The organism is Sporosarcina sp. P29, assembly GCF_002743265.1.
Taxonomy (GTDB): domain Bacteria; phylum Bacillota; class Bacilli; order Bacillales_A; family Planococcaceae; genus Sporosarcina.
In genome coordinates this window covers 1-20,999 of record NZ_PDYX01000027.1, presented here as the reverse complement: position 1 = coordinate 20,999, position 20,999 = coordinate 1, and the positions used below count along the sequence as shown (strand labels likewise).

The following is a 20,999-nucleotide window of genomic DNA, read 5'->3' as shown; positions in this document are numbered from 1 at the left end:
TTCGAGCGCTCAATACAACCCCGCGAACGCTCAATCCATCAACGTAGCCGCTCATCAATCACAATTAATCAATCACAACCCAAGCTTTTCAATCTCTCCATAATAACTACCGATGACACGTAGTCCTTTATCGAAATTTTCCAAGTGGAAGTGTTCATTCGGAGCGTGGAAGTTTTCTGTATCCAGTCCAAAGCCCATCAAGACGACGGGGATGTTAAGGATTTCATCGAACGCTGCAACGATCGGGATCGAGCCACCACCGCGTGTATAGACGGTAGGTACGCCATATACTTGCTCATACGCTCTGCCAGCCGCTTGGATGACTTCGTGGTCGTATGGAGTTAGGTAAGGTTTACCTTTATCAAATTCAGTTACCGTGACTTCACAGCCAACTGGTTCGTGTTTCGCAATGTGCGCGCGTAGTTTTTCTACGATTTCATCCGGCTCTTGATCCGGGACTAGCCGACATGTGATTTTTGCTCCTGCTTCGGAAGGGAGGACGGTTTTAATACCTTCTCCTGAAAAACCACCGAATACTCCGTTGATCTCAAGTGTAGGACGTGCCCATGTGCGTTCCGTGTACGTGTAGCCTGGCTCGCCAGTTAATTCTTTGACACCGACTTCTTTTTTTACTGCTTCTTTATCGAAGTCGAGAGCTGCCCAACCTGCGCGTTCTTCTTCAGTTAGGTCGCGAACTTGATCATAGAATCCATCGATCGCAATCGTTCCTTCAGCATCACGGAATGAAGCTAGTATTTCGACGAGTGCGTGGATTGGGTTTTGAACGCCACCACCGTATAGTCCGGAGTGCAAGTCGCCTTTAGGGCCTTTCACATCGATTTGTACGCCGGCTAATCCGCGCAGACCGTAGCAAATTGCGGGTTGTCCAGGTCCGTACATGCCTGTATCAGAAATGACGATGAAATCTGCCGCTAGTTTGTCTTGATTATTTTGGATATATTCCTCCAAACTCGGGCTACCGATCTCTTCTTCGCCTTCAATAATAAGCTTGACGTTAACAGGAAGTTTGCCTTCAACATTCATTAATGCCTCGATCGCTTTACTATGCATAAACACTTGCCCTTTATCATCGCTTGCTCCGCGTGCATATAATTTATTATCACGGATTGTTGCTTCAAATGGAGGTGTTTCCCATAAGTGAAGCGGATCAACAGGTTGCACGTCGTAGTGGCCGTAGATCAGGATGGTCGGCTGCCCCTCAGCATGCAACCAGTCTGCATACACAACGGGTTGTCCAGCCGTTTTTTCAATCGACACGTTCTCCAAGCCGATATTTTCGAATTCATTCGACAACCAATCCGCTGCTTTTTGCATATCCGATTGATGTTCGGAAAGTGCGCTGATGCTTGGAATTGCCAGGAAGCTCGTTAACTCTTCCAAGTGGCGGTCACGGTTGTTTGTGAAATATTGGTCCAATGATTGCAATGAAGTCATAGTAAGCCCTCTTTTCTTTGGATATTTTCTATTTCACAGTATAGCAGAAATTCGTGATGGTATAAGGTTTAAACGCTTACGGATAAGGGAACCGAATGATAAAAGTATACGTCCTATCTGTATGTTGCATTAACGATTCAGTTTATATGTATGATATACTTACGCAATAAGAAATGTTGGATTCATGGCAATAATATACGATGAATGATGACAAATAAATGGAGAAACGTTGGAGGAGACGCAATTGTTTATTGCACTGGGACTATGTTTGATTTTGTCCTTCTTTTTATCGGGAAGTGAAACAGCTCTGACCGCTATCAATCGAATGAAAGTTCAATTGCGAGCAGATCAGGGAGACATTAAATCGATAAAATTGAGAAAGTTAATTTCCAAGCCGGACCGTATGATTACGGCTATCCTAATTGGAAATAATGTTGTAAATATTCTAATGCCGACGATTGTGACGATGATTGCAATCGATAAAGGATTGAGTATTGGATTACTGACCGGGATCTTAACGGTTATTTTGATTATATTCGGTGAAGTATTGCCGAAAACGATTGCTGCAACATTTGCGGATCGAATTGCGTATATTGTAGCGCCACCTATTTCGGTGCTCGTGAAGTTATTGATTCCATTGACGTTGGTTTTATCGTTGTTTACCAATTTCTTCGTTCGCTTAATTTCTAAAGGAACGGTGACGGAAGCCACTTTAACAAAAGAAGATGTGCGTTCCATGGTAGACATTGCGTCGACAGAAGGTACATTCGGTCAAGATGAATCAATCCGTCTAAAGGGTATGCTAGATTTCCGCGATAAAGATGTTAGCGATGTAATGGAAACACACCGTACAGATATTATTTCACTTTCGATGGATTCGACGTACGAAGATGTACGTGACGTTGTATTGCAGTATTTCTACACTCGCTATCCGGTATACGAAGAGAGTATCGACAAAGTGGTCGGTATTTTTTATTCGAAAATGTTGATCGAGTGGTCGATGTTTCCTGAGCGGTCGTTTGCGGATGTCATTGATCGCCAGCCTTTGTTCGTCGTGCAGACAGCAAGTGTAGAACTTGTATTTAAACGTATGTTGACGCAAAAGAAACATATGGCGATTGTGCTAGATGAATACGGTGGGACACTTGGAATCGTGACGCAGGAAGATATTATTGAAGAAATGATTGGGCAAGATATAGAAGACGAAACAGATGTTGAAGAAGAGTCAATGGTTTTCGAAAAAGAAGAAAATCATTTAGTCTGTCAAGGACGGTTAGAGATCGAAGACGTTATTGAACTACTCGACATAGAGTTGCCAACAGATCACGATACTATCGGTGGATTTGTTTTTCAGGAAGTAGGTCATATTCCAGAAGAAGGCGATAAGTTCAATTATAACTCGTTGTTGTTTGAGATTGAAGAAATGGACAGGACGCGTATTTTGCGCCTAAAGATTACGAAGTTGGAACCAAAAGAAGAAGTCATAGAAGCGTAGGTTGTGTCAAGTAACCTTACACAATTGTAAGGTTACTGAAAGAGAAAGCGATAGTTCGTAATGTGTTTGTCGGTGATAATAAGGGTACCAGTTACAAAACGGAGGCTACTTATTATGAAAAACGACTTAAACGCATTATACGAAGAATATGGACGCTATATATATCACTTATGTCTAAAATTGACTCGCAATAAAGAAGAAGCAGAAGATCTCATGCAAGACGTATGGGTAAAAGTAGTGCGCTACCGCGGTGAAATGAGTGAAGTTAACCGCATGAAGGCTTGGTTGACGACGATTTGTATGAACACATTCCGCGACCGTTACAGAAAAAATGTACGTCACAGTCAATACGTAATGAATCAACCTGATACATTAGACGTTCCGATCTTGGATTTGGTTCCCAGTAATGCGAAAACTCCTGCCGAATTGATGGAGCAGAGTGATATTTCCGAGCTTGTGCAACAAAAGATCGGCGAGTTGGACGGTATTTACCGCAAGACGATTGAGTATTTCTATGTGAATCAATATTCGTTAGTGGAGATTGCAGGGTTGATGAGCGTATCGATCGGTACTGTGAAGTCTCGCTTGTTCCGCGCGAAGAAGTATTTGAAGGAGTTGCTCGTACAAGACGAAGCAGCCCATGAATATGTAATGGCTTAAGCTCACACTTGCTGTGGGCTTTTTTTAATGGAGGAAGAAGGGATGAAGTTCAAGGTCGGGAACATTTCCTTCATGGGTAGTGAGTTTGTGAGTACGAGGGGATGGAAGCTCCAGCTGGCGGACGCTTTCCCATGGGCTCTCGGTGAGCCAACCAGGTCGCAAGCTCCCTTTTGGTTGTCTCTCCTTTCGAGCTGATCCATAGGGAAGAGCCGTAACGAAGGACGGCTTTTGCGAGTAAAGGCGAAGCGTTAGGAGCACATCTTTGCACTTCGCCGCCATCTTCCGCTTCCATCCTACGTTGAAAGTAGAAGGATTTAGAATACTTACTGCCGTTAGTGCGTGACTTAGTGTTGCTTTTGAACATATTTAAATTCAAGAATAGATCCAGTTCAACTTTAGAACTAAGGACAATCCGAACTTCAATGCACGACAGGAAGTATCACCCACTTACACTGCAGGGATTGGAGCGTAGGAGGGGCGACTCCTGGAGGATCAGTTCGACAGGTGAGACAACCAAGGGAGCTTGCGACTGGTTGGCTCAACGCGAACCCTCAGGAAAGCGTCCCCTCCGAAGCGCAAATCCCCACCCCAACACAACCGCCAGCCTTACTAATTCTAAACTCCAAAAACAACCTCCATCAGCAATACCTGATAGAGGTTGTTCGTGTTTAATTCGTCGCTTCAGCAAGCTGCTTGTTTAAATCTGCGAGGCGCTCTTCCATTCTAGAAAGGCGTAGCTCTGCGTTCTCGATCATCTTCACATGACCCGTCGACTCCAACTTCTCCATATCGCCCTGCAAGCTGATGTAGTCCATCTTCAGCTCCGCGATCTCTTGCTCCAACTGATCCTTTGTCATAACGGAAAACTCCTATCATATGTTTTCCTTTAGTGTAACATATTCTGCCTGGTGCGTTTAGGAAACTCTAGCAAGTAACGGATCGCCTCAATTACCTTTTCGTTACTCGTACCGACATCGATCTGCAACTGCTTTTTGATCGCGCGTTCTTTGCGTGCGTCATGCAGTAACGGTTCCATGATCGCGTTTAGTAAGTTCGACTGGGTCACTTTACGGCCAAGGCCGAGGTGGGTAAAGCCGTTTCGTTCGGTTGGAAAACCAAGGTTTGATTCGAACTCGTTTTGGGCAAGTACAATACAAGGTACACCAATAACAGCTATTTCATAAGGCGTATAGCCCGCATCGCACAGAACCATATCGGCTTGTGAGAACAACTCTGCACGGTTGTCTGGGGCTTGGACGACTTTTGTGTTCGGTCGGCTCAATGCCATCATTTGGATTTCACTCACATCATGTTTATAATTCTTTCCTAGTAGCACCATAACAGATAAAGGAATTTGCAATTGCTTTAAATGTCGTAACGCACGAAACGTGAGATTGCCCGGATCTTCATCACCGAATGAAATGACAAGTTGCGAAGAAGACGGGGATTTTCTCTTTAAACCGGCATGCCGAAAAGATTCCAGTGAAGCGTCTACCATGAATGTCTGCGGCCCCACGATATAGTGGTCGGCATTCAGTTCTTGAGTTTCCGGATACAGCGTCTGAATCACCCAGTCTGCTAATTGTCCGCCATCACCAAAATCATCGAAATGTAGAATACTAGGCACTAGTTCATGGATTTTGGTCATTTCTTCCTTATAGCTTGGACCACTGTCGCGAATCAAAAGATCAGGCTGAAGTTTGCCTATTAATTTAATGAATGAAGAAGGACCGATTACTTTATGGCATGGGAATTGTTCGCTTGGAACTAGTGTTTCTTGATCGTATAAAAAAATGATTTGTGCTTCACTTTTTAGCGTGTTTGCCAGTATTAGTGCACGGCGTAAAGGATAACTTCCCTTACCTTCAGTTATGGAAAGATAGATCACGATTGTTTTTTGGACTTGTTTTTCGATAGGAACCACCCTTTCTGAATCTGCTCGTTCCTCTTACCCTATGAAAAACCGGAATAGTTTATTACAATGGGAAGAAAGCGATTCGGAAAGGCTTGGAAGAGGGAAGGAGGCGATCAACCTAATGTTCAATTCATTGATTATGGATTTGATGTTGGTCGTGTTAATTGGCGTAGCATCGCAATGGATAGCTTGGCGTACGAGGATGCCGGCGATTGTCGTGATGGCAATTGCAGGGCTATTAGTTGGACCGATTTTTGGTTTGATCAATCCGCAACAATCCATGGGAGATTTATATTCACCCATCATTACATTCGCAGTGGCTATTATATTATTTGAAGGCAGTTTGAACCTCGATTTTAAAGAAATTAAAGGGTTTGGACGTCCCGTTGCGAGAATCGTAACGTTCGGTGCGTTTATCGCGTGGATTGCAGGTTCACTTGCAGCTCACTATATCGCAGGATTGTCATGGGAAGTGGCATTCATCATTGGGGGACTATTTATCGTCACAGGTCCTACTGTGATTTTACCTCTTCTTAGACAAGCACGGTTAAAACCCCGTGCAGCCGCCATATTGAAGTGGGAAGGAATTGTCGTCGATCCGTTCGGCGCCCTTCTAGCAGTATTTGCATTTGAAGTCATCAAGTTCATCAATAGTGAAGTAACAGCCAAAGCGATGTTGTTGTTCGTTGGTGCTTCGTTGTTCTCCGTACTTCTAGGTTGGGGAACGAGCCGGATTCTAGGTACAGCATTTGAAAAAGGTTGGGTACCGGAGTATTTGAAAGCTCCGATTTTATTCGGCCTCGTGTTATTTGTCTTCGTATTATCTGATGAGATTATGCATGAGACGGGGTTATTGGCTGTTACAGCGATGGGGATGACGATGGCTAATATGCACTTGACTACATTAGAAGATATCCGCAATTTTAAGGAGAATATTTCGGTATTGCTCATCTCAGGAATTTTCGTCATGTTGACGGCGTCTTTAGACCCGCATATCTTGATTGAAATTTTGAATCCTAAAATTATTCTATATGTACTCGCGATGCTATTTGTCGTCAGACCTCTGTCGATATGGGTATCAACAATCGGTACGGATTTGACGAATCGTGAAAAAACACTCATCGGGTGGATTGCGCCACGTGGTATTGTAGCGCTAACCGTCTCAGGCTATTTCGCGACGATATTGCTTGAGAATGGTTATAAAGATGCGGAGCTGTTAACCGCTTTGACATTCGCACTCGTGTTTGCGACTGTTGTCGTACATGGTTTTTCAATTGGCTGGCTTGCAAAGAAACTCAATTTGGCCACGCCGGAAGAATCCGGTGTAGTACTGATCGGAAGTACAAGATTTGTAGCAGAACTTGCGAAGAATATTAGTAACGCCGGTCATAAAGTTTTAGTTATGGAGGGCTCATGGGGCGGTCTGTCCAATGCACGTAAGCTCAGTGTGCCAACGTATATGGGGGATATTTTATCCGAGCATACAGGCTATCATTTAGACTTGACGCCATATCGTTATATTTTGGCGATGACCAAGACAGATTCTTATAACTCGCATGTCTGCGCCGATTTCACACCGGATCTAGGACGGGACTTACTCTTCCAGACGACCACACATAAACGAAGTGCAGGTCAACAGTTTAATCTGGCAACAGGGCAATTCTTGTTCACGCCGAACTTGTCCATCCATGAACTCGACGAACGTATCAACCAAGGGCACGTATTCCGTAAGACGTTGCTGACGAAACAATACAGCTACACGCAGTACTTACGAGAACGCGATGACCAATCGATCTTGTTGTACATCATACGGGCAAATGGAGAAATGGAATTCTACACGGCAGAGAAAGAACTAAAAGCACAAACAGGGGATACAATCGTAGCGTTGTCGACGTTGAATAAAACAATCGAACGTACAATTGACCGACTGGAAGAAAAGAACGGCAAAGCGACTGTGCCAAAAGAAGTCGTCGAAACGAAGTTCTTAGAAGATACACCGAATGAAAAACCAGCGATACCAGGCGAAACACCACCGAAGATTGTGAAAGATTGAGTGGTTTGAAATATAAAGTAAGGTACTCGTGTTAAGTGACATTTATCGGTGTTCATTGAAGTTGAGATTGTGATTGTTTCTTTGTGTCAATTTGACAAGCCCTTGAACTTAACCAAGTTCAAGGGCTTTGCTTATTCATGCACTGTCTATAGTGGCAGATCTATTACTTCCATGATGAATGTAGGGTTGAAGAGGAAGCTGGGGCGACTGCGGGAGTCTCAAGCCACGCCCTCCGGAACGCGTCACCAGCTGGAGCTCCAATCCCGTGCACTCTGAAACTAACCAGTAGCGTTGTTTGTTCATATAGAAAAAAGGGTATCTATACTACACATATTCCCATAACAAAAACTAGTAAATACCACCCGCCTTACATATCCATCTGGTATGAAATGCGTACCTATCGCACAAAATGAAATCAACAATTTGAGCGAATCCAATCTTTTGTTGGATTGGCACTTCGCGCGCTACTGCGTAAACTAATCATACTAGATACATATGTCGAAAATATCTATTCGGAGGTGATACCATGAATGCTGTAATAGGGTTTGCGAGCGCCGCCGAACAACTACAGCGGTATGACGCGGTCCGTAGAAAGAATGCCGAAAACGCCTATGAACGCCAAACGGAATTCCGTGAACAAGTCCAAAAGACCAAAGGCGATCTAGCCGCATTGTTACGTGGAAACACACAACCGATTGAAAAGTCTGATGAAACGCAACAAGATTTCCAAAAACTTGGCGCAGGCCAGATGAAAAATATTTCGATTCCGCTCGGCAATAATTTAGATGAAACGATCGATCTCTGGCGTAAAGTCCGTAAAGAGGCATACTCTGAATCACCGCCAACGACTGCGGATTATCAGCTAGCTAGTAATGCATCAGCGAAAATAACACAAGCTGAACTTCAATTAGCATTACATAATCGCGCCAAAACGATTCGTGATCAAATGGGTACAGTCGACAGCACCGCAGCGAATGACAGAACGAATCGTATGCAACAGCAATATAGCCATGCATTTTCCATCTATCCAATACAAAATCAAGCTAGAATGAATCAATACGAGATGGATCAGCCACTAATGAATGTCAGCGTTTGATCTGATTCGGTTGAAACGAAGCCCGTTTTGCTGGACCCCAGTGAATGGGCTTTTTCGATGATATCTAATCGGTTAGCTTTCTATCCAAACGAAGAGAAAGGGAGTCACACATATGTCAAAGAAGAGTAAGTTACCGAAAACCAATGCAATTCGCCTGATCGAAAGCGAAGAGATTCCATTTGAAATCCGTAGCTATCAAACGGATGACGGACATAATGATGGTGTTTCGGTTGCGAATAAAACGAATGAACCGGTCTCTACCGTTTATAAAACACTCGTTGCCATGGCGAGCAAAACAGACCTACTCGTTTTTATCATTCCTGTTTCAGACGAGCTAGACTTGAAAAAGGCAGCCAAAACGGCAGGCTTTAAAAAGGTTGAAATGCTTCCAATGAAAGAATTGACGAAAGAAACGGGCTATGTCCGTGGCGGTTGTTCACCAATTGGCATGAAACGGGAGTTGCCGACATTCATTGACCAACAAGCTGAAACGCTCGATTATGTTTATGTGAGTGCAGGCAAAGTCGGTTTGCAAATGAAATTAGCGCCACAAGATTTGGCGCAAGTCGCAAAAGCACAATTTAGTGATCTCGTAAAGTAAGTCCATAGCAACTTTGTCGATTTCTGTTACAATGGATCAATGAAGACACTGACGATTAGAAGAAAGAAGAATGTATATGCGTAATTTATTAGCTTGGCGATGGATATTTTTCATCGGTGGCATGATGATCATGTCGCTTGGCATCTCGTTGATGATCAAAGGTCAGCGGCTTGGAATTGCTCCTTGGGACGTGCTCCATCTCGGTTTATATCAAAACTTCGGATTGACGATAGGGTCGTGGAGTATTATATCGGGTTTTGTTATCATTTCGGTCACGTCGATTATTTTGAGGGAATGGCCAAGATGGGGTACATGGCTTAATATGTTGGTCATCGGATTATTTATCGACTTTTTCAACTGGCTTATACCTGATGTCACTTCGTTGACTGTGCAGATTATTTGTTTCATTATCGGTGTATTTGTCCTATCTTATGGGGTGGGAATATACGTATCGCCGAATCTTGGGGCTGGACCTCGTGATAGCTTGATGTTGTTATTTGTTGAAAAGTTCGGCTGGAGCCTTCGATTGGTACGGACTACGATTGAAGCCATTGCCACACTGATCGGTTTCTTACTGGGCGGACCTGTAGGGATCGGTACATTGGTTGTCGTCCTATTCTCTGGTCAAATCATTCAAATTGCTTTGCCGCAATGCAAGAGAATGTTACTGAAAATCACCCATCAAACGGACGAAAAAGTTTTATTACACTATAAAGGAGCATAAGCCCACTCGGCTGTGCTTTTTTTATTTGCCTAAACATATGATGAAATGAAGAAAGAAAGGGTGGTCATTATATACGGACATATAACAGAATATATGGGAACGGCTTATACAGGACAAGGCGTGCAACATAAATACGAAGAGTTGCTCGCGGAATCAAAGAAGACGATATTTTTGAAGTGTTTGCCTACTCATTCCTTATCGCAAGTACTCAATGACTTGGCGGTCTATTTCGTCAACAGGGGCTATAGTGTAGATCGCTTCATGAATCCTGGACATGTGGATAAAACCGATGCGCTTTTTGTTAAAGGACTGGAACTGTTGATCTTGCAAGCATCCCATCCGGTTTCATTCGAACCGACAGATCTTGGTAAGCGACATAAAGTCTTTTGCTTCTATGATGTCTATCATCAAGATCAATTACTTGGACGGCATGACGAAGTGAGTGTGTTGTTGAAAGAAGAGCGAACGCATTTCGGTCAGTCGTTGAAAGAGTTAAAACGAGCCAAAGCAATCCATGACGAATGGGAAGCAGTGAATATCGCTCGCATGGATTGGCCTCGCCACGAGGAGATTACGGAAGAATTAAAGCAAGAAATATTTAAGACCATTGAGTTAACCAAATCAGCTCACGTCTCGCATCGCATTGTCGGTTCATTATCAGCTGGTAGCGCACATGACTTCATCCCGTCGATCACGAAACGTACGAAACGTCGCTTTCTAATCAAGGGATTACCGGGCACAGGTAAGTCGACGATGATGCGTGCGCTAGGAGACGAAGCACAGCGACGGGGTCTAGATGTGCTGTACGGTTGGTGCGGACTGGATCCAGCAAGTATCGACTTAGTCCTATTTCCGGAGCTATCGGTGTGTCTGTTTGATTCGACGCAACCTCATGCTTACGATGCAGAAAGTCCACGCGACGAATTAGTAGATATCGTGCCGTTATGCGCAGAAGATGAAGAAGCAGAAAAGCAAATCGATGATATTCGACGCCGTTATCAAGCAGTGATTGGGGAAGCGGGCAGTCAGATGAAAGTCGCTGTGCAATCACAAAATAGCGCAAGAATCCAAATGGACCGTGCGTTAAACGTAGAAGTATTTGAGAAGAAATTACAAGATCTCTATGCCTTTATTAAAGCATTTGAAGAAAAGTAATGGCGTATAAAACACAAAAAAACCGCAGACTCTGCGGTTTTTTAGTTGAATTCATGAATATAAAAGGCTTCGTTATACAACCAGTCAAGTGCATCTTTGTCATTTGCAGCCCATCGTTTTTCCATGTCAGGTAGCATCCAAACTGTCTGAGAGGCATGTGCGCGTAATGCGGCAATCTTTTTATCTGCTACATTCGGTGTATGGTGTACAACATGCGGCTCACCGAGTTGGTTCAATGTATCATTATCGAATGCTTTCATGTACAGTACCGGTCGATCCGCTTCTGGCATACGGCTCATTGCTTCAATCACGGCTACGCCTGTTGCGTTGTGGTCGGGATGTACAGCAAGCGTCGGGTGGAATGAGATAACTAAAGAAGGAGTTAATTCTTCAATGAGATCGGTCATCATTTTAACGAGTTTCTCTGGATCTTCAAATTCTATCGTTTTGTCGCGAAGTCCCATCATTCGTAAATCTGTCAATCCCATCGCATCACACGCATCCAGCAATTCTTGTTTCCGGATTTGCGGTAGGATTTCACGGTTTGCGAAAGGAGGATTTCCGAGATTTCTTCCCATTTCGCCAAGTGTCAAGCAAGCGTAGGTAACGGGTACGCCCATTTCAATATATTCTGCAATTGTACCGGCAATGCCGAAGGATTCATCATCAGGATGAGGGAATACAACGAGTACGTGTCGTTCTTTTTGCAACATCAAAAAATCTCCCTTCTTAATAAGCAAATGGCGTTTCACTGATCTCAAGCGCAACCGCTAGTTTTCCGTCCGGTCCAAGCCCCGCCATCAGTAAACGATTATGTTCGTCAAGTGTATAGTGCGTGATTCCTTGTGCGTAAATCCAGCCACTCGGTAATTTCAGACCGATGCGGTGAGGGGATTCGCCTGCCACTTTTCCCAGTTCATAGCGGATGATGACATTACGAATAAACGCGCCCGCATTAAAAAAACCTTCTTGGAAATGAGAAGCATACGATCCATTTGTCGTTTCCAAATGTATGTAGACATCTTTATTGGCAAAGGAGTCCAGTAACTCCTGTAAATGTTTCACGTCAACAGTTTCCATACTCATCCTCCTAAATCGTGCAATCTTTCTATTTAATATTATATAGATATTGCCGTTTGAATGCGATTAGACGGCTCACAAAAAAGTCAGGAATACACCTGACTTGTAAGCAATTCATTATACTTCCTGCAGCTCAACTTGCGGCACGTCGAACTGATTTTTCGCACCGTGCATGACAGGTCCTACATACTCATTGAGCTTCCAGCCATGCGCAATAGCCGCTGTGACAAACTGCTTCGCTTCAATGACCGCGTCTTTGATTGCCAACCCATTCGCCAAATTTGCTGTAATAGCTGCTGCAAACGTACAGCCTGCCCCATGATTATGATACGTATCGGATCTTTCTGCTTTCAGTAACGTAAACGTCAATCCGTCGTAGAATAAATCTACCGCTTCCTCATGTTCGAGTTGTTTGCCGCCTTTGATCACGACATTACGTGCACCAAGTTCATGAATTTTTTGTGCCGCTACTTTCATATCATCAATGGTCTTCGGTGTTTTCATAGAAGCTAATTGTCCCGCTTCAAATAAATTCGGCGTGACGATTTCTGCTTTTGGCACGAGATATTTAATCATCGCATCCGTATTCCCAGGATTCAATACTTCATCTTCCCCTTTACACACCATGACGGGGTCGATGACTACATGATCCAAACCGGATTCATCAATTGCCTGACCTGCTGTTTGAATGATTTCTTCCGTGCTCAACATGCCTGTTTTGATAGCATCGATGCCAGTAGATAACGCCGTTTTCAATTGTGCTTTCACGACGTCGATTGGCAATGAATAGACATTATGTGACCAATTCTGATCGGGATCCATCGTGACAACTACTGTTACTGCTGTCATGCCATACGTACCGTGTTCTTGAAAAGTTTTCAAATCCGCTTGAATACCCGCACCGCCTGAAGTATCCGAGCCTGCAATCGTCAATGTTTTCTTCAATGCCATAATAAAACGTCTCCTTCGCTTACTAAAATTTCTTGTTACTTATAGTATACAACTAATTGTCGAAATACAAACAACTCGGGTATGATGAAAGTCTAGAAAGCTTGTAATACGTACTGGTTTTGCTAATGAAACCTATTATTCGACAGAACGTACAAATAGAAACCGAGTGTTTGATTAAACGAGAGGGTGTGAGCCATGAGTAAGCATGAATCGTCTAAGAGAGGGAATAAGGAAATAACGGAGGCTGATGCGCAAGCAGCCGTAACATTCGCTGGACGAAAAAAGATTAAACGGAAGCGTAGGGGAGGACTTTTCGAACTCGCTTTCACTTTATGGTCTTCGTGGAGAAAAACCTATATTTTATTAATTTTGATTATGGTCGCCGCACTTATAACCTTACCAATCGCAGGTTTTTATTTAATGCAACTGGGCTCTACTTTTACAGAACAAAAAACGGCTTTTGTTGAGCGTGTCCAAGAGCTTCAACAACTAACAACAGCGGAAGCTTATACGAAAGTGCTCGTCAAACGCACCGACAATGAATTATTTGGCCAAAGCATCGGTGTCAATTTTCCTGGAACGAAGAGGAATTTATTAGTAATCATTCCTGGTTCCGTTAAAGCGGGGATTGATTTAAGTAAAATCACCGAGCAAGATATGCGGGTGGACGAAGAAGAAAAACGTATTGAGCTGACAATCCCGAAAGCTGAATTCCTCGGCGGGGCAGAATTGTATTTCGATAAAGTAGAAGTCTATTCTGTAGAAGGACTATTCCGTGGAAAAGCAGATATAAAGGAAGGCTATGAGCTAGCGAATGAAGCCAAAAAGCTGGTTTTAAAAGAGGCGTCCGAACAAGGCGTGCTGGAATCCGCTGAACAGAGTGCCGTAAAAACGCTGAAAGATATGTTTTCATTCGCAGGCTATCGACTGGATATTGAATTTAAGGAGTGATGCATATGGTAGCAGAATTTCGAAATGATTGGGATCACATACTAAAAGATGAATTCGACAAACCGTATTATCAGGAATTGCGTACGTTCTTGCGTGGGGAATATACAAATCACATCATTTATCCGCAAATGACCGATATGTGGACAGCGTTTAAACTGACACCTTTTCAGGATGTCAACGTCGTGATATTAGGCCAGGACCCGTATCATGGGCCAAATCAAGCACATGGTATGAGTTTTTCTGTCCAGCCTGGCGTCAAGATACCACCAAGTTTACGCAATATCTTTAAAGAACTGTCATCGGATATCGGGATGGATGTTCCCACTGAAGGAATGTTGACAGGATGGGCCGAACAAGGTGTATTATTATTGAATACTGTACTGACTGTGCGCGAAGGAGCACCGGCATCGCATCGTGGGAAAGGTTGGGAACGTTTTACGGACGAAGTTATTCGTAAACTGTCGATGCGCAGAGCGCCAGTTGTCTTCATTTTATGGGGGAGACATGCGCAGGAAAAAACGGCATTGATCAACCGCAGACGCCATGCGATTATCGAATCACCACATCCGAGTCCATTCAGTGCGTCTAGAGGATTTTTTGGCAGTAAGCCGTTTACTAAAACGAATGATTATTTACGAGAGTGGGGAAGAGAGCCGATTAATTGGGCAAAAACTACCGAGTGAATAAGTAGAGAGGAAGTGTGACGATGGCCGTCAATTGCTTCGACTGTATATTCTTTTATACAACATGGGATCCCGTAAGTCCGCGGGGCTGCAAGGCATATGGATTCAAGACGAAAATGTTGCCGTCTATAGTGGTTAAACGCTCGTCTGGTATGGAATGTATGAAATTCGAACCGAAAAAGGGGATGAAAATACGATGATCACAGTTACACAATTGCTTAGTGAAATCGAACAACAAGTGCGCTTGGCGAAACAAACGCAGGATGAAGCGGCACAAAGAGAAGCCATCTATGCTGTGCGAACGTTATGTAATGTCATGCTCAATGATGAAATACCTTCTACACCGTCCATCCCGCAAGCCATGCAAATGAGCTCTGTTCATGCGACACCGATTACGTCGCTAAACGAGCAACCACTGCAGGAAGCGGATGCCAATGGAGAGTCATTGTTTGATTTCTAATAGCGCCACAAACCGTTCAAACACCTGTCATTTCTACGTGTTAGAATATGGTAGACTGAAAATAGACAGACAAGATTCGTTAGAAAGAAGGAATAATCATGCCGTTTTTTATTATCGCAGGAGCTATTAACGCCGCGATCGCAGTTGCATTTGGAGCATTTGGTGCACACGCATTGAAAGATCGCCTGTCCGAACATTACTTAGCCGTCTGGGAAACCGCGGTACAATATCAGATGTTTCATGCGATTGCCTTGCTCGCCATCGGTATTTTGATGAGCAGCACATTGCTTGGACCATCAACACAACTATCATGGGCTGGCTATTTAATTTTGGCCGGTATCGTGATTTTCTCCGGAAGTCTGTATGTACTCAGCTTATCTGGAATCGGAATCCTGGGCGCCATTACACCGATTGGCGGCGTTGCATTCATCGCAGGCTGGATCATGTTGATCATTGCCGCGGTAAAATTTGGAAGGTAACAAAGGGAAACCGCTCACACATGATGAGCGGTTTTTTCTTATGGCGTTTGGTCGAAGTAATTTAATTCCTCTGGGAACTCCGCATAATCGAAGTAGATCATAGGGAATAAATAGCGTCGTCCTGTATTCGTTTCGCTGAGGATGACGTGATCGCGTCCTGCAGCTTCTACCATACCCGTAACAGACTTCGTATTCTTGCCTGCTTCTACCGCATGTTCAAATGAGAAATGAAAGACACCGGGTTTTCCTCTGTTAAGCCGTAAAATATTCTCGATGTACGACTGCTCTCTAAAAGGCGTATTTGGTGCGTTCCCCTGTACATTTGTTTGTGGCGGGACCATTTGTTGCTGGGCATAGCCGGGATTCCAATAATATTGAACCATTTCAACATCCTCTCCAGATCTGTTAGTTTTACTCGCGGGCAGTCTTGTTGAGCGAGGGAAAGGTGCGTTGCGTTTTGAAGTAGTCTGGTCGTTTCAGACGTTCTTCAGTCTGTGTAAGACGAGCAAGCGCATGTATCCTCTTTTTTGTTTTCGTGATGAAAGCTAAAGCAAAACCCCCTTGGTTGTATCTTATGTTGGAAGGCTGTTGGGTATGAATGGAGTTTTTGAAGAGGGGAGTTTGAGGCACGGCGGAGAAGTCACCGTTACGTTGCGTTCCAGGCGGACGCGTTCGGGAGGGCCCGCGGTAAGCTTCCTAGTTCGCTAGTGCAAAGATGTGCTCCTAACGCTTCGCTCCAATCTCTTCATTGCAAGTGGGTAATACTTCTTGTTGCGCATTGAACTGTCGCAAACGCTCAACAATCTGTTCAAGCGCTCATATTTCCTGCGTAGCCGCTCATTAAACTGATTAAACGCTCATAACTCAAGTCTAACCGCTCTATCATCAGCGACAAGCGCTCATACTGAGTCGACAAGCGCTCATATAAGCTGAATCCACCATATAAGTAGGAGTGAAGAGGAAGCTGAGGCGACTCCCGGGAGGATCAGCGAGAGCCGTAGCGTTAAGAGCATGCACTTTTATAGGTTGCATTTGAGTAAGCCACGCCCTCCGGAAAGCGTTCCCAGCTGGAGCTTCAATCCCGAACCACTAGCCCTATTTGTCCTCTTTCTTCGCAACAAAAAAGCCGCGAAGTGTTTCATTCGCGGCTTCAGTCTTACGTATTAAACTTCGAAAAATGCTTCGCGCTTGTCAGCGTCCAAAATTGTACCGATGAAGAACGAGCCAAATACGCCGTAGCGTGCGCTGACTTCGTCAAAACGCATTTCATAGATGAGCTTTTTGAACTGCAACATGTCATCTGAGAACAACGTGACGCCCCACTCATAATCATCAAAACCGACAGAACCGGAAATGATTTGCTTCACTTTACCTGCATATCCTCGGCCAATCATGCCGTGGCTGCGCATTAAACTCTTGCGGTTGTCCATGTCGAGCATGTACCAGTTGTCTTCGCCTTCGCGTTTCTTGTCCATTGGATAGAAACAAACGTATTGGCTACGTGGTAATTCAGGATACAAACGTCCGCGTACATATGGGTTCTGGTATGGATCTTCGTCAGATTCACCTGCTAGGTAATTCGATAATTCAACTACCGACACATAAGAATACGCAGGGATTGTGTAATCCGCGATCGTTAACTTATTGAATTCTGCTTCCAGCTGCTGAAGTTCATCCATTGTAGGACGTAATGTCATTAGCATGAAGTCTGCTTTTTGACCAATTACTGTATAAAACGCATGACTGCCTGTTTTAGCATCATCCGCTTCTTGCATACGCTCCAAAAATGTTAGGAATTCATTGACTGCTGCCTGGCGCTCTTCTTTTGAAATCATTTTCCAAGAAGGCCAGTCCATCGTGCGAAAATCGTGAAGTACATACCAACCGTCTAATGTAATAGCTGCTTCGTTCACTTGAATTCAGTCTCCTTTTAAATCAAAGTAGTTTCTATTTCAAGTGTATCATAAACAGTCTTTACTCGTTAAGGAATAAGGTAAGACTACCCATCGCCAATTATGAAATTAAGTATCTAGGTGACAGTTGTCTGAAAACTTCGGAATTCTTAGTGTATTCATCTAACTTTTCAGGTATGATGAATAGGAAAATATAACAAAGGGTGGGAATGGCACATGGCAGATCTTTTTGAAGGTATTCGTAAAACGTTGGAAGGTAAAGGAAAGACGATTGTCTTACCTGAAGGGGAAGACGTTAGAATACTAGAAGCAGCTGTACATCTTCAACAAGAGGGGATTATTACACCAGTTTTATTAGGGAACGAAGAAGCAGTAAATAAAGCAGCAAAAGATGGCGGCTTCGATATTTCTGAAATTAAGTTGATCGATCCTGCAAACGCTTCCTATTTTGAAGAACTGGCGGAGAAATTCGTGGAACGTCGTGCAGGAAAAGCAACAATCGAGCAAGCACGCGAGCAATTGAAAGATGTAAACTATTTCGGAACTATGCTAATCTATACAGGACGTGTAGACGGTTTAGTGAGTGGAGCTGCACATTCGACGGCAGATACAGTTCGTCCAGCATTGCAGATCATCAAGACGAAGCCTGGTATTTCAAAAACAAGCGGTGCTTTCATTATGATGAAAGAAGAAGAGCGTCTGATTTTTGCAGACTGTGCTATTACTGTGAATCCATCAGCTAAAGAATTGGCTGAAATCGCTGTGGAAAGTACAAAAACTGCAAAAGCATTCGGAATTGATCCGCGCGTTGCGATGCTTTCATTCTCTACTAAAGGGTCTGCTGTGACAGAAGAGACGGAAAAAGTAGTGGAGGCGGCTAGAATTGCAAAAGAACTGGCACCTGAACTATTGATTGATGGAGAATTCCAATTTGACGCAGCCTACGTACCCAGTGTGGCAGCGAAAAAAGCTCCGGAATCTGTCATCAAAGGCGACGCAAATGTCTTTATTTTCCCAACATTGGACGCAGGGAACATTGGCTATAAATTGACAGAACGTCTAGGTGGCTACGAAGCGATTGGGCCGATTCTTCAAGGTCTCAATGGGCCTGTTAACGATTTGTCACGCGGCTGTTCCGCAGAAGACGTGTACAAACTGTCTATCATCACAGCTGCCCAGAGCCTATAATCGAAGGTTCGAAGTTTGTGAACCGTCTACATATAATCCAGATCAACCACCATAGGAGAGCTAGACATGTCACAAGATAAACATTTATTGAATCAACCAGCATGGCGTTTCATCGACGAATCCATTTCCGCGCGTAATCGTTCTGCGCTTGAATCCTTCGCCATGGATGATACGTTATGCCAATTAGTTGGCCAGCAACGAAGTGCCCCTGTCGTTAGGACGTGGGTACATGACAAGACTATCGTGTTAGGTATTCAAGATCATCGCATGCCGTTCATTCAACAAGCGATGGAAGGAATCGAGCAGCACGGTTATCAGTCAATTGTTCGGAACTCAGGCGGTCTGGCAGTTGTTCTAGATGAAGGAATATTAAATATTTCCTTAATCTTTTCCGAACAAAAGTCCTCGATTGATATTCCAGTAGGCTATGAAGCGATGCTATCACTAGTACAGCTATTATTCCCTGAACTAGGCGAACGGATAGAAGCCTATGAAATTGTTGGATCTTATTGTCCTGGATCGTATGATTTAAGTGTCGATGGCAAGAAGTTCGCGGGGATCTCTCAGCGACGTCTGCGCCAAGGAGTCGCTGTACAAGTGTATTTATGCATTGAAGGCAGTGGTTCACAACGAGCGGAAATCATTCGTGAAGTCTACGAGAAGGGCTTACAAGGGCAGCCGACAAAATTCAGCTACCCTGTGATCCAGCCGGATACGATGGCGTCGTTATCGGAAATTCTCGATACACATTTGACGGTAAATGAAGTCGTTATTCGTCTGCAAATATTATTGCGTTCGTTGACAGAAGATGTGCAACACGGTGGATTAACAGACGAGGAAATGGAATTGTACGGGTTTTATTTACAACGCGTCTTTGAACGCAATCAAAAGATGCTATCATAAGACGAAAAAAAGCTGCCAATCAGTTATTGATTGGCGGCTCTTTTGATGTGATTAGATTTCCATTCGGTTCCATTTTGAATAACGGTGCGACGTGCTCACTTTCTTCATTTAAAGCGATTAACCGACGTGCGCGATTCATGATTTGAACGAATTGCTCATAATCTTCTTTCAACGTACGGTTCTCTTTTTTCAGATCTTCAAGTTGCGTTTCTAGCGATTTCATTTGTTCTGTCGCCGTTTTCGCCGTCTGTCTCCAACGAAGTGCATCCGTATCCGCACCGCCGTTATGATGCATGCGAATCAAATACGCAATGACCGTGTCGAGGGATAGGGCTGATAACGGAACCTGTATTTTTTCTTGACCATCTGCACCTGTCTCAGGGTTGTACATTTGCTGGTTACGTCTTTTAAAATCTGTACCTAGCACACGTAACGTTTGCTTTCTCTCTTTCTTCGCTTCGGAGAGTTCACTCTCGTAGTCTCTTCGCACGACTGCATTCCATCTAAACCCGCAAGCTGCTGCTGTTCGATTCAGTGCGTCGCCAACTTCCTCAAATGCACCTAACTGTGTACTTCCTTCTCTTACATGTCGTAGCACCGTCTCTGCCAATAATTCATCGTCCTGTTCTAACCATGCGTCTTGTCTAACTTTCACCATCTCCATGCCTCCTGTCTTGTACTCTCTTTCTACTGCCATTATGACCACTAAATGAGTCTTTTATTCAGAGAGTCACAAAATTCTATCAAGATGGTAATAAAGTGGGCAGGTTTTTTGGGTGAGTGGGAGTTAAGTAAAGTTAGCGGGGTGAGGCTGGTAGGGGGTAGGGGTGGGGATTTGCGCTACGGAGGGGACGCTTTCCTGAGGGCCCGCGGCGAGCCAACCAGTCGCAAGCTCCCTTGGTTGTCTCTCCTGTCGGGCTGATCCTCTGGGAGTCGCCCCTCCTACGCGCCAATCCCTTGCAATGCGAGTAGGTGATACATTTTGTTGTGCATTGAAGTTAGGTTTGTAATCTATTTTGAAATTGAATAAGTTTAGTCGTAACAATAGTTCACACATTACCTACAATGAGTGATATAAGTACCTCAACTCAATAAGTAGGATGGAAGCGGAAGCTGACGGCGACTCCCTCTTGAAAAGGTGATGATGACAAGGCTTGTCGCATTATTCTATTGACCCAAAAAGAATTTATATGACTAGTAAAGAGAATCGTCTACCTGAAAGTACATACTTTTGTAG

General features: G+C 44.0%; 23 protein-coding genes. 14 read left to right on the top strand and 9 right to left on the bottom strand.

The annotated features are described in order from the left end of the window. Positions 1-72 precede the first annotated feature (72 nt). Positions 73-1,455 carry a dipeptidase gene (locus CSV68_RS15155; RefSeq protein ID WP_099634643.1) on the bottom strand — a complete coding sequence of 461 codons (1,383 nt, stop codon included), beginning with the start codon at positions 1,453-1,455 and terminating at the stop codon, positions 73-75. A gap of 244 nt (positions 1,456-1,699) precedes the next feature. On the opposite strand from CSV68_RS15155, the gene CSV68_RS15150 reads away from it, so the two are divergent. After that, positions 1,700-2,950: a hemolysin family protein gene (locus tag CSV68_RS15150; RefSeq protein WP_099662558.1), complete on the top strand. Its 1,251-nt coding sequence runs from the start codon at positions 1,700-1,702 to the stop codon at positions 2,948-2,950. A gap of 114 nt (positions 2,951-3,064) precedes the next feature. After that, positions 3,065-3,610 (top strand): RNA polymerase sigma factor, encoded by a 546-nt coding sequence (locus CSV68_RS15145; protein ID WP_099634641.1) that lies wholly within the window; start codon positions 3,065-3,067, stop codon positions 3,608-3,610. A gap of 668 nt (positions 3,611-4,278) precedes the next feature. Here CSV68_RS15145 and CSV68_RS15140 read toward each other — a convergent pair. Both CSV68_RS15140 and CSV68_RS15135 read right to left on the bottom strand, forming a co-directional pair. Then, positions 4,279-4,467 carry an SE1832 family protein gene (locus CSV68_RS15140; protein ID WP_085428085.1) on the bottom strand — a complete coding sequence of 63 codons (189 nt, stop codon included), beginning with the start codon at positions 4,465-4,467 and terminating at the stop codon, positions 4,279-4,281. Positions 4,468-4,496: 29 nt separating this feature from the next. Next, on the bottom strand, positions 4,497-5,534 hold the full coding sequence (locus CSV68_RS15135; RefSeq protein WP_099662557.1) for a glycosyltransferase family protein: 1,038 nt from the start codon (positions 5,532-5,534) through the stop codon (positions 4,497-4,499). A gap of 112 nt (positions 5,535-5,646) precedes the next feature. On the opposite strand from CSV68_RS15135, the gene CSV68_RS15130 reads away from it, so the two are divergent. The 5 genes from CSV68_RS15130 (at position 5,647) to CSV68_RS15110 (ending at position 11,154) form a co-directional block, all read left to right on the top strand. Beyond that, positions 5,647-7,578: a cation:proton antiporter gene (locus CSV68_RS15130; protein ID WP_233190453.1), complete on the top strand. Its 1,932-nt coding sequence runs from the start codon at positions 5,647-5,649 to the stop codon at positions 7,576-7,578. A gap of 526 nt (positions 7,579-8,104) precedes the next feature. Then, positions 8,105-8,674 (top strand): hypothetical protein, encoded by a 570-nt coding sequence (locus tag CSV68_RS15125; RefSeq protein WP_099662556.1) that lies wholly within the window; start codon positions 8,105-8,107, stop codon positions 8,672-8,674. Between the two features lie 112 nt (positions 8,675-8,786). Continuing rightward, positions 8,787-9,275 (top strand): Cys-tRNA(Pro) deacylase, encoded by a 489-nt coding sequence (ybaK, locus tag CSV68_RS15120; protein WP_099662555.1) that lies wholly within the window; start codon positions 8,787-8,789, stop codon positions 9,273-9,275. 76 nt (positions 9,276-9,351) lie between these two features. Continuing rightward, on the top strand, positions 9,352-9,999 hold the full coding sequence (locus CSV68_RS15115) for a YczE/YyaS/YitT family protein (RefSeq protein WP_099662554.1): 648 nt from the start codon (positions 9,352-9,354) through the stop codon (positions 9,997-9,999). Between the two features lie 45 nt (positions 10,000-10,044). Then, a complete protein-coding gene (locus CSV68_RS15110) occupies positions 10,045-11,154 on the top strand; it encodes a hypothetical protein (protein ID WP_158233531.1) in 1,110 nt (369 codons plus the stop codon). Positions 11,155-11,195: 41 nt separating this feature from the next. Here CSV68_RS15110 and bshB2 read toward each other — a convergent pair whose 3' ends face one another. From bshB2 to thiD, 3 genes are all read right to left on the bottom strand, one after another. Continuing rightward, the gene (bshB2, locus tag CSV68_RS15105; protein WP_099662552.1) at positions 11,196-11,870 is read right to left on the bottom strand and encodes a bacillithiol biosynthesis deacetylase BshB2; all 675 of its coding nucleotides are present in this window, start codon (positions 11,868-11,870) and stop codon (positions 11,196-11,198) included. Between the two features lie 13 nt (positions 11,871-11,883). Beyond that, positions 11,884-12,234: a YojF family protein gene (locus CSV68_RS15100; protein WP_099662551.1), complete on the bottom strand. Its 351-nt coding sequence runs from the start codon at positions 12,232-12,234 to the stop codon at positions 11,884-11,886. Between the two features lie 117 nt (positions 12,235-12,351). Further along, entirely contained in the window at positions 12,352-13,185 is an 834-nt protein-coding gene (gene thiD, locus CSV68_RS15095) for a bifunctional hydroxymethylpyrimidine kinase/phosphomethylpyrimidine kinase (RefSeq protein ID WP_099634633.1), read from the bottom strand. Between the two features lie 195 nt (positions 13,186-13,380). Between thiD and CSV68_RS15090 the strand changes: the two genes are divergently transcribed. From CSV68_RS15090 to CSV68_RS15070, 5 genes are all read left to right on the top strand, one after another. Further along, the gene (locus CSV68_RS15090) at positions 13,381-14,136 is read left to right on the top strand and encodes a DUF4230 domain-containing protein (protein ID WP_099662550.1); all 756 of its coding nucleotides are present in this window, start codon (positions 13,381-13,383) and stop codon (positions 14,134-14,136) included. A 5-nt stretch (positions 14,137-14,141) separates the two neighbouring features. Next, entirely contained in the window at positions 14,142-14,819 is a 678-nt protein-coding gene (locus tag CSV68_RS15085) for a uracil-DNA glycosylase (protein ID WP_099662549.1), read from the top strand. A gap of 23 nt (positions 14,820-14,842) precedes the next feature. Further along, entirely contained in the window at positions 14,843-15,019 is a 177-nt protein-coding gene (locus CSV68_RS17470) for a uracil-DNA glycosylase (protein ID WP_099634630.1), read from the top strand. After that, positions 15,016-15,279, top strand: a complete 264-nt coding sequence (locus tag CSV68_RS15075) for a YwdI family protein (protein WP_099662548.1) — start codon at positions 15,016-15,018, stop codon at positions 15,277-15,279. Before CSV68_RS17470 ends, CSV68_RS15075 begins: the two co-directional genes overlap by 4 nt. A gap of 98 nt (positions 15,280-15,377) precedes the next feature. Then, positions 15,378-15,758, top strand: coding sequence for a DUF423 domain-containing protein (locus CSV68_RS15070; protein WP_099634628.1), 381 nt, complete (start codon positions 15,378-15,380; stop codon positions 15,756-15,758). Between the two features lie 38 nt (positions 15,759-15,796). On the opposite strand, the gene gerQ is transcribed toward CSV68_RS15070, so the two are convergent. Together gerQ and hemQ are read right to left on the bottom strand one after the other, a co-directional pair. Beyond that, a complete protein-coding gene (gene gerQ, locus CSV68_RS15065) occupies positions 15,797-16,141 on the bottom strand; it encodes a spore coat protein GerQ (protein ID WP_099634627.1) in 345 nt (114 codons plus the stop codon). Positions 16,142-16,921: 780 nt separating this feature from the next. Then, positions 16,922-17,671, bottom strand: a complete 750-nt coding sequence (hemQ, locus tag CSV68_RS15060; protein ID WP_099662547.1) for a hydrogen peroxide-dependent heme synthase — start codon at positions 17,669-17,671, stop codon at positions 16,922-16,924. A gap of 216 nt (positions 17,672-17,887) precedes the next feature. Here hemQ and pta point away from each other — a divergent pair, with 216 nt between their 5' ends. Further along, positions 17,888-18,859 carry a phosphate acetyltransferase gene (gene pta / locus CSV68_RS15055; protein ID WP_099634624.1) on the top strand — a complete coding sequence of 324 codons (972 nt, stop codon included), beginning with the start codon at positions 17,888-17,890 and terminating at the stop codon, positions 18,857-18,859. A 66-nt stretch (positions 18,860-18,925) separates the two neighbouring features. Continuing rightward, the gene (gene lipL, locus CSV68_RS15050) at positions 18,926-19,762 is read left to right on the top strand and encodes an octanoyl-[GcvH]:protein N-octanoyltransferase (protein ID WP_099662546.1); all 837 of its coding nucleotides are present in this window, start codon (positions 18,926-18,928) and stop codon (positions 19,760-19,762) included. Between the two features lie 19 nt (positions 19,763-19,781). Here lipL and CSV68_RS15045 read toward each other — a convergent pair whose 3' ends face one another. Continuing rightward, positions 19,782-20,420, bottom strand: a complete 639-nt coding sequence (locus tag CSV68_RS15045) for an RsfA family transcriptional regulator (protein ID WP_099634622.1) — start codon at positions 20,418-20,420, stop codon at positions 19,782-19,784. Between the last annotated feature and the right edge of the window lie 579 nt (positions 20,421-20,999).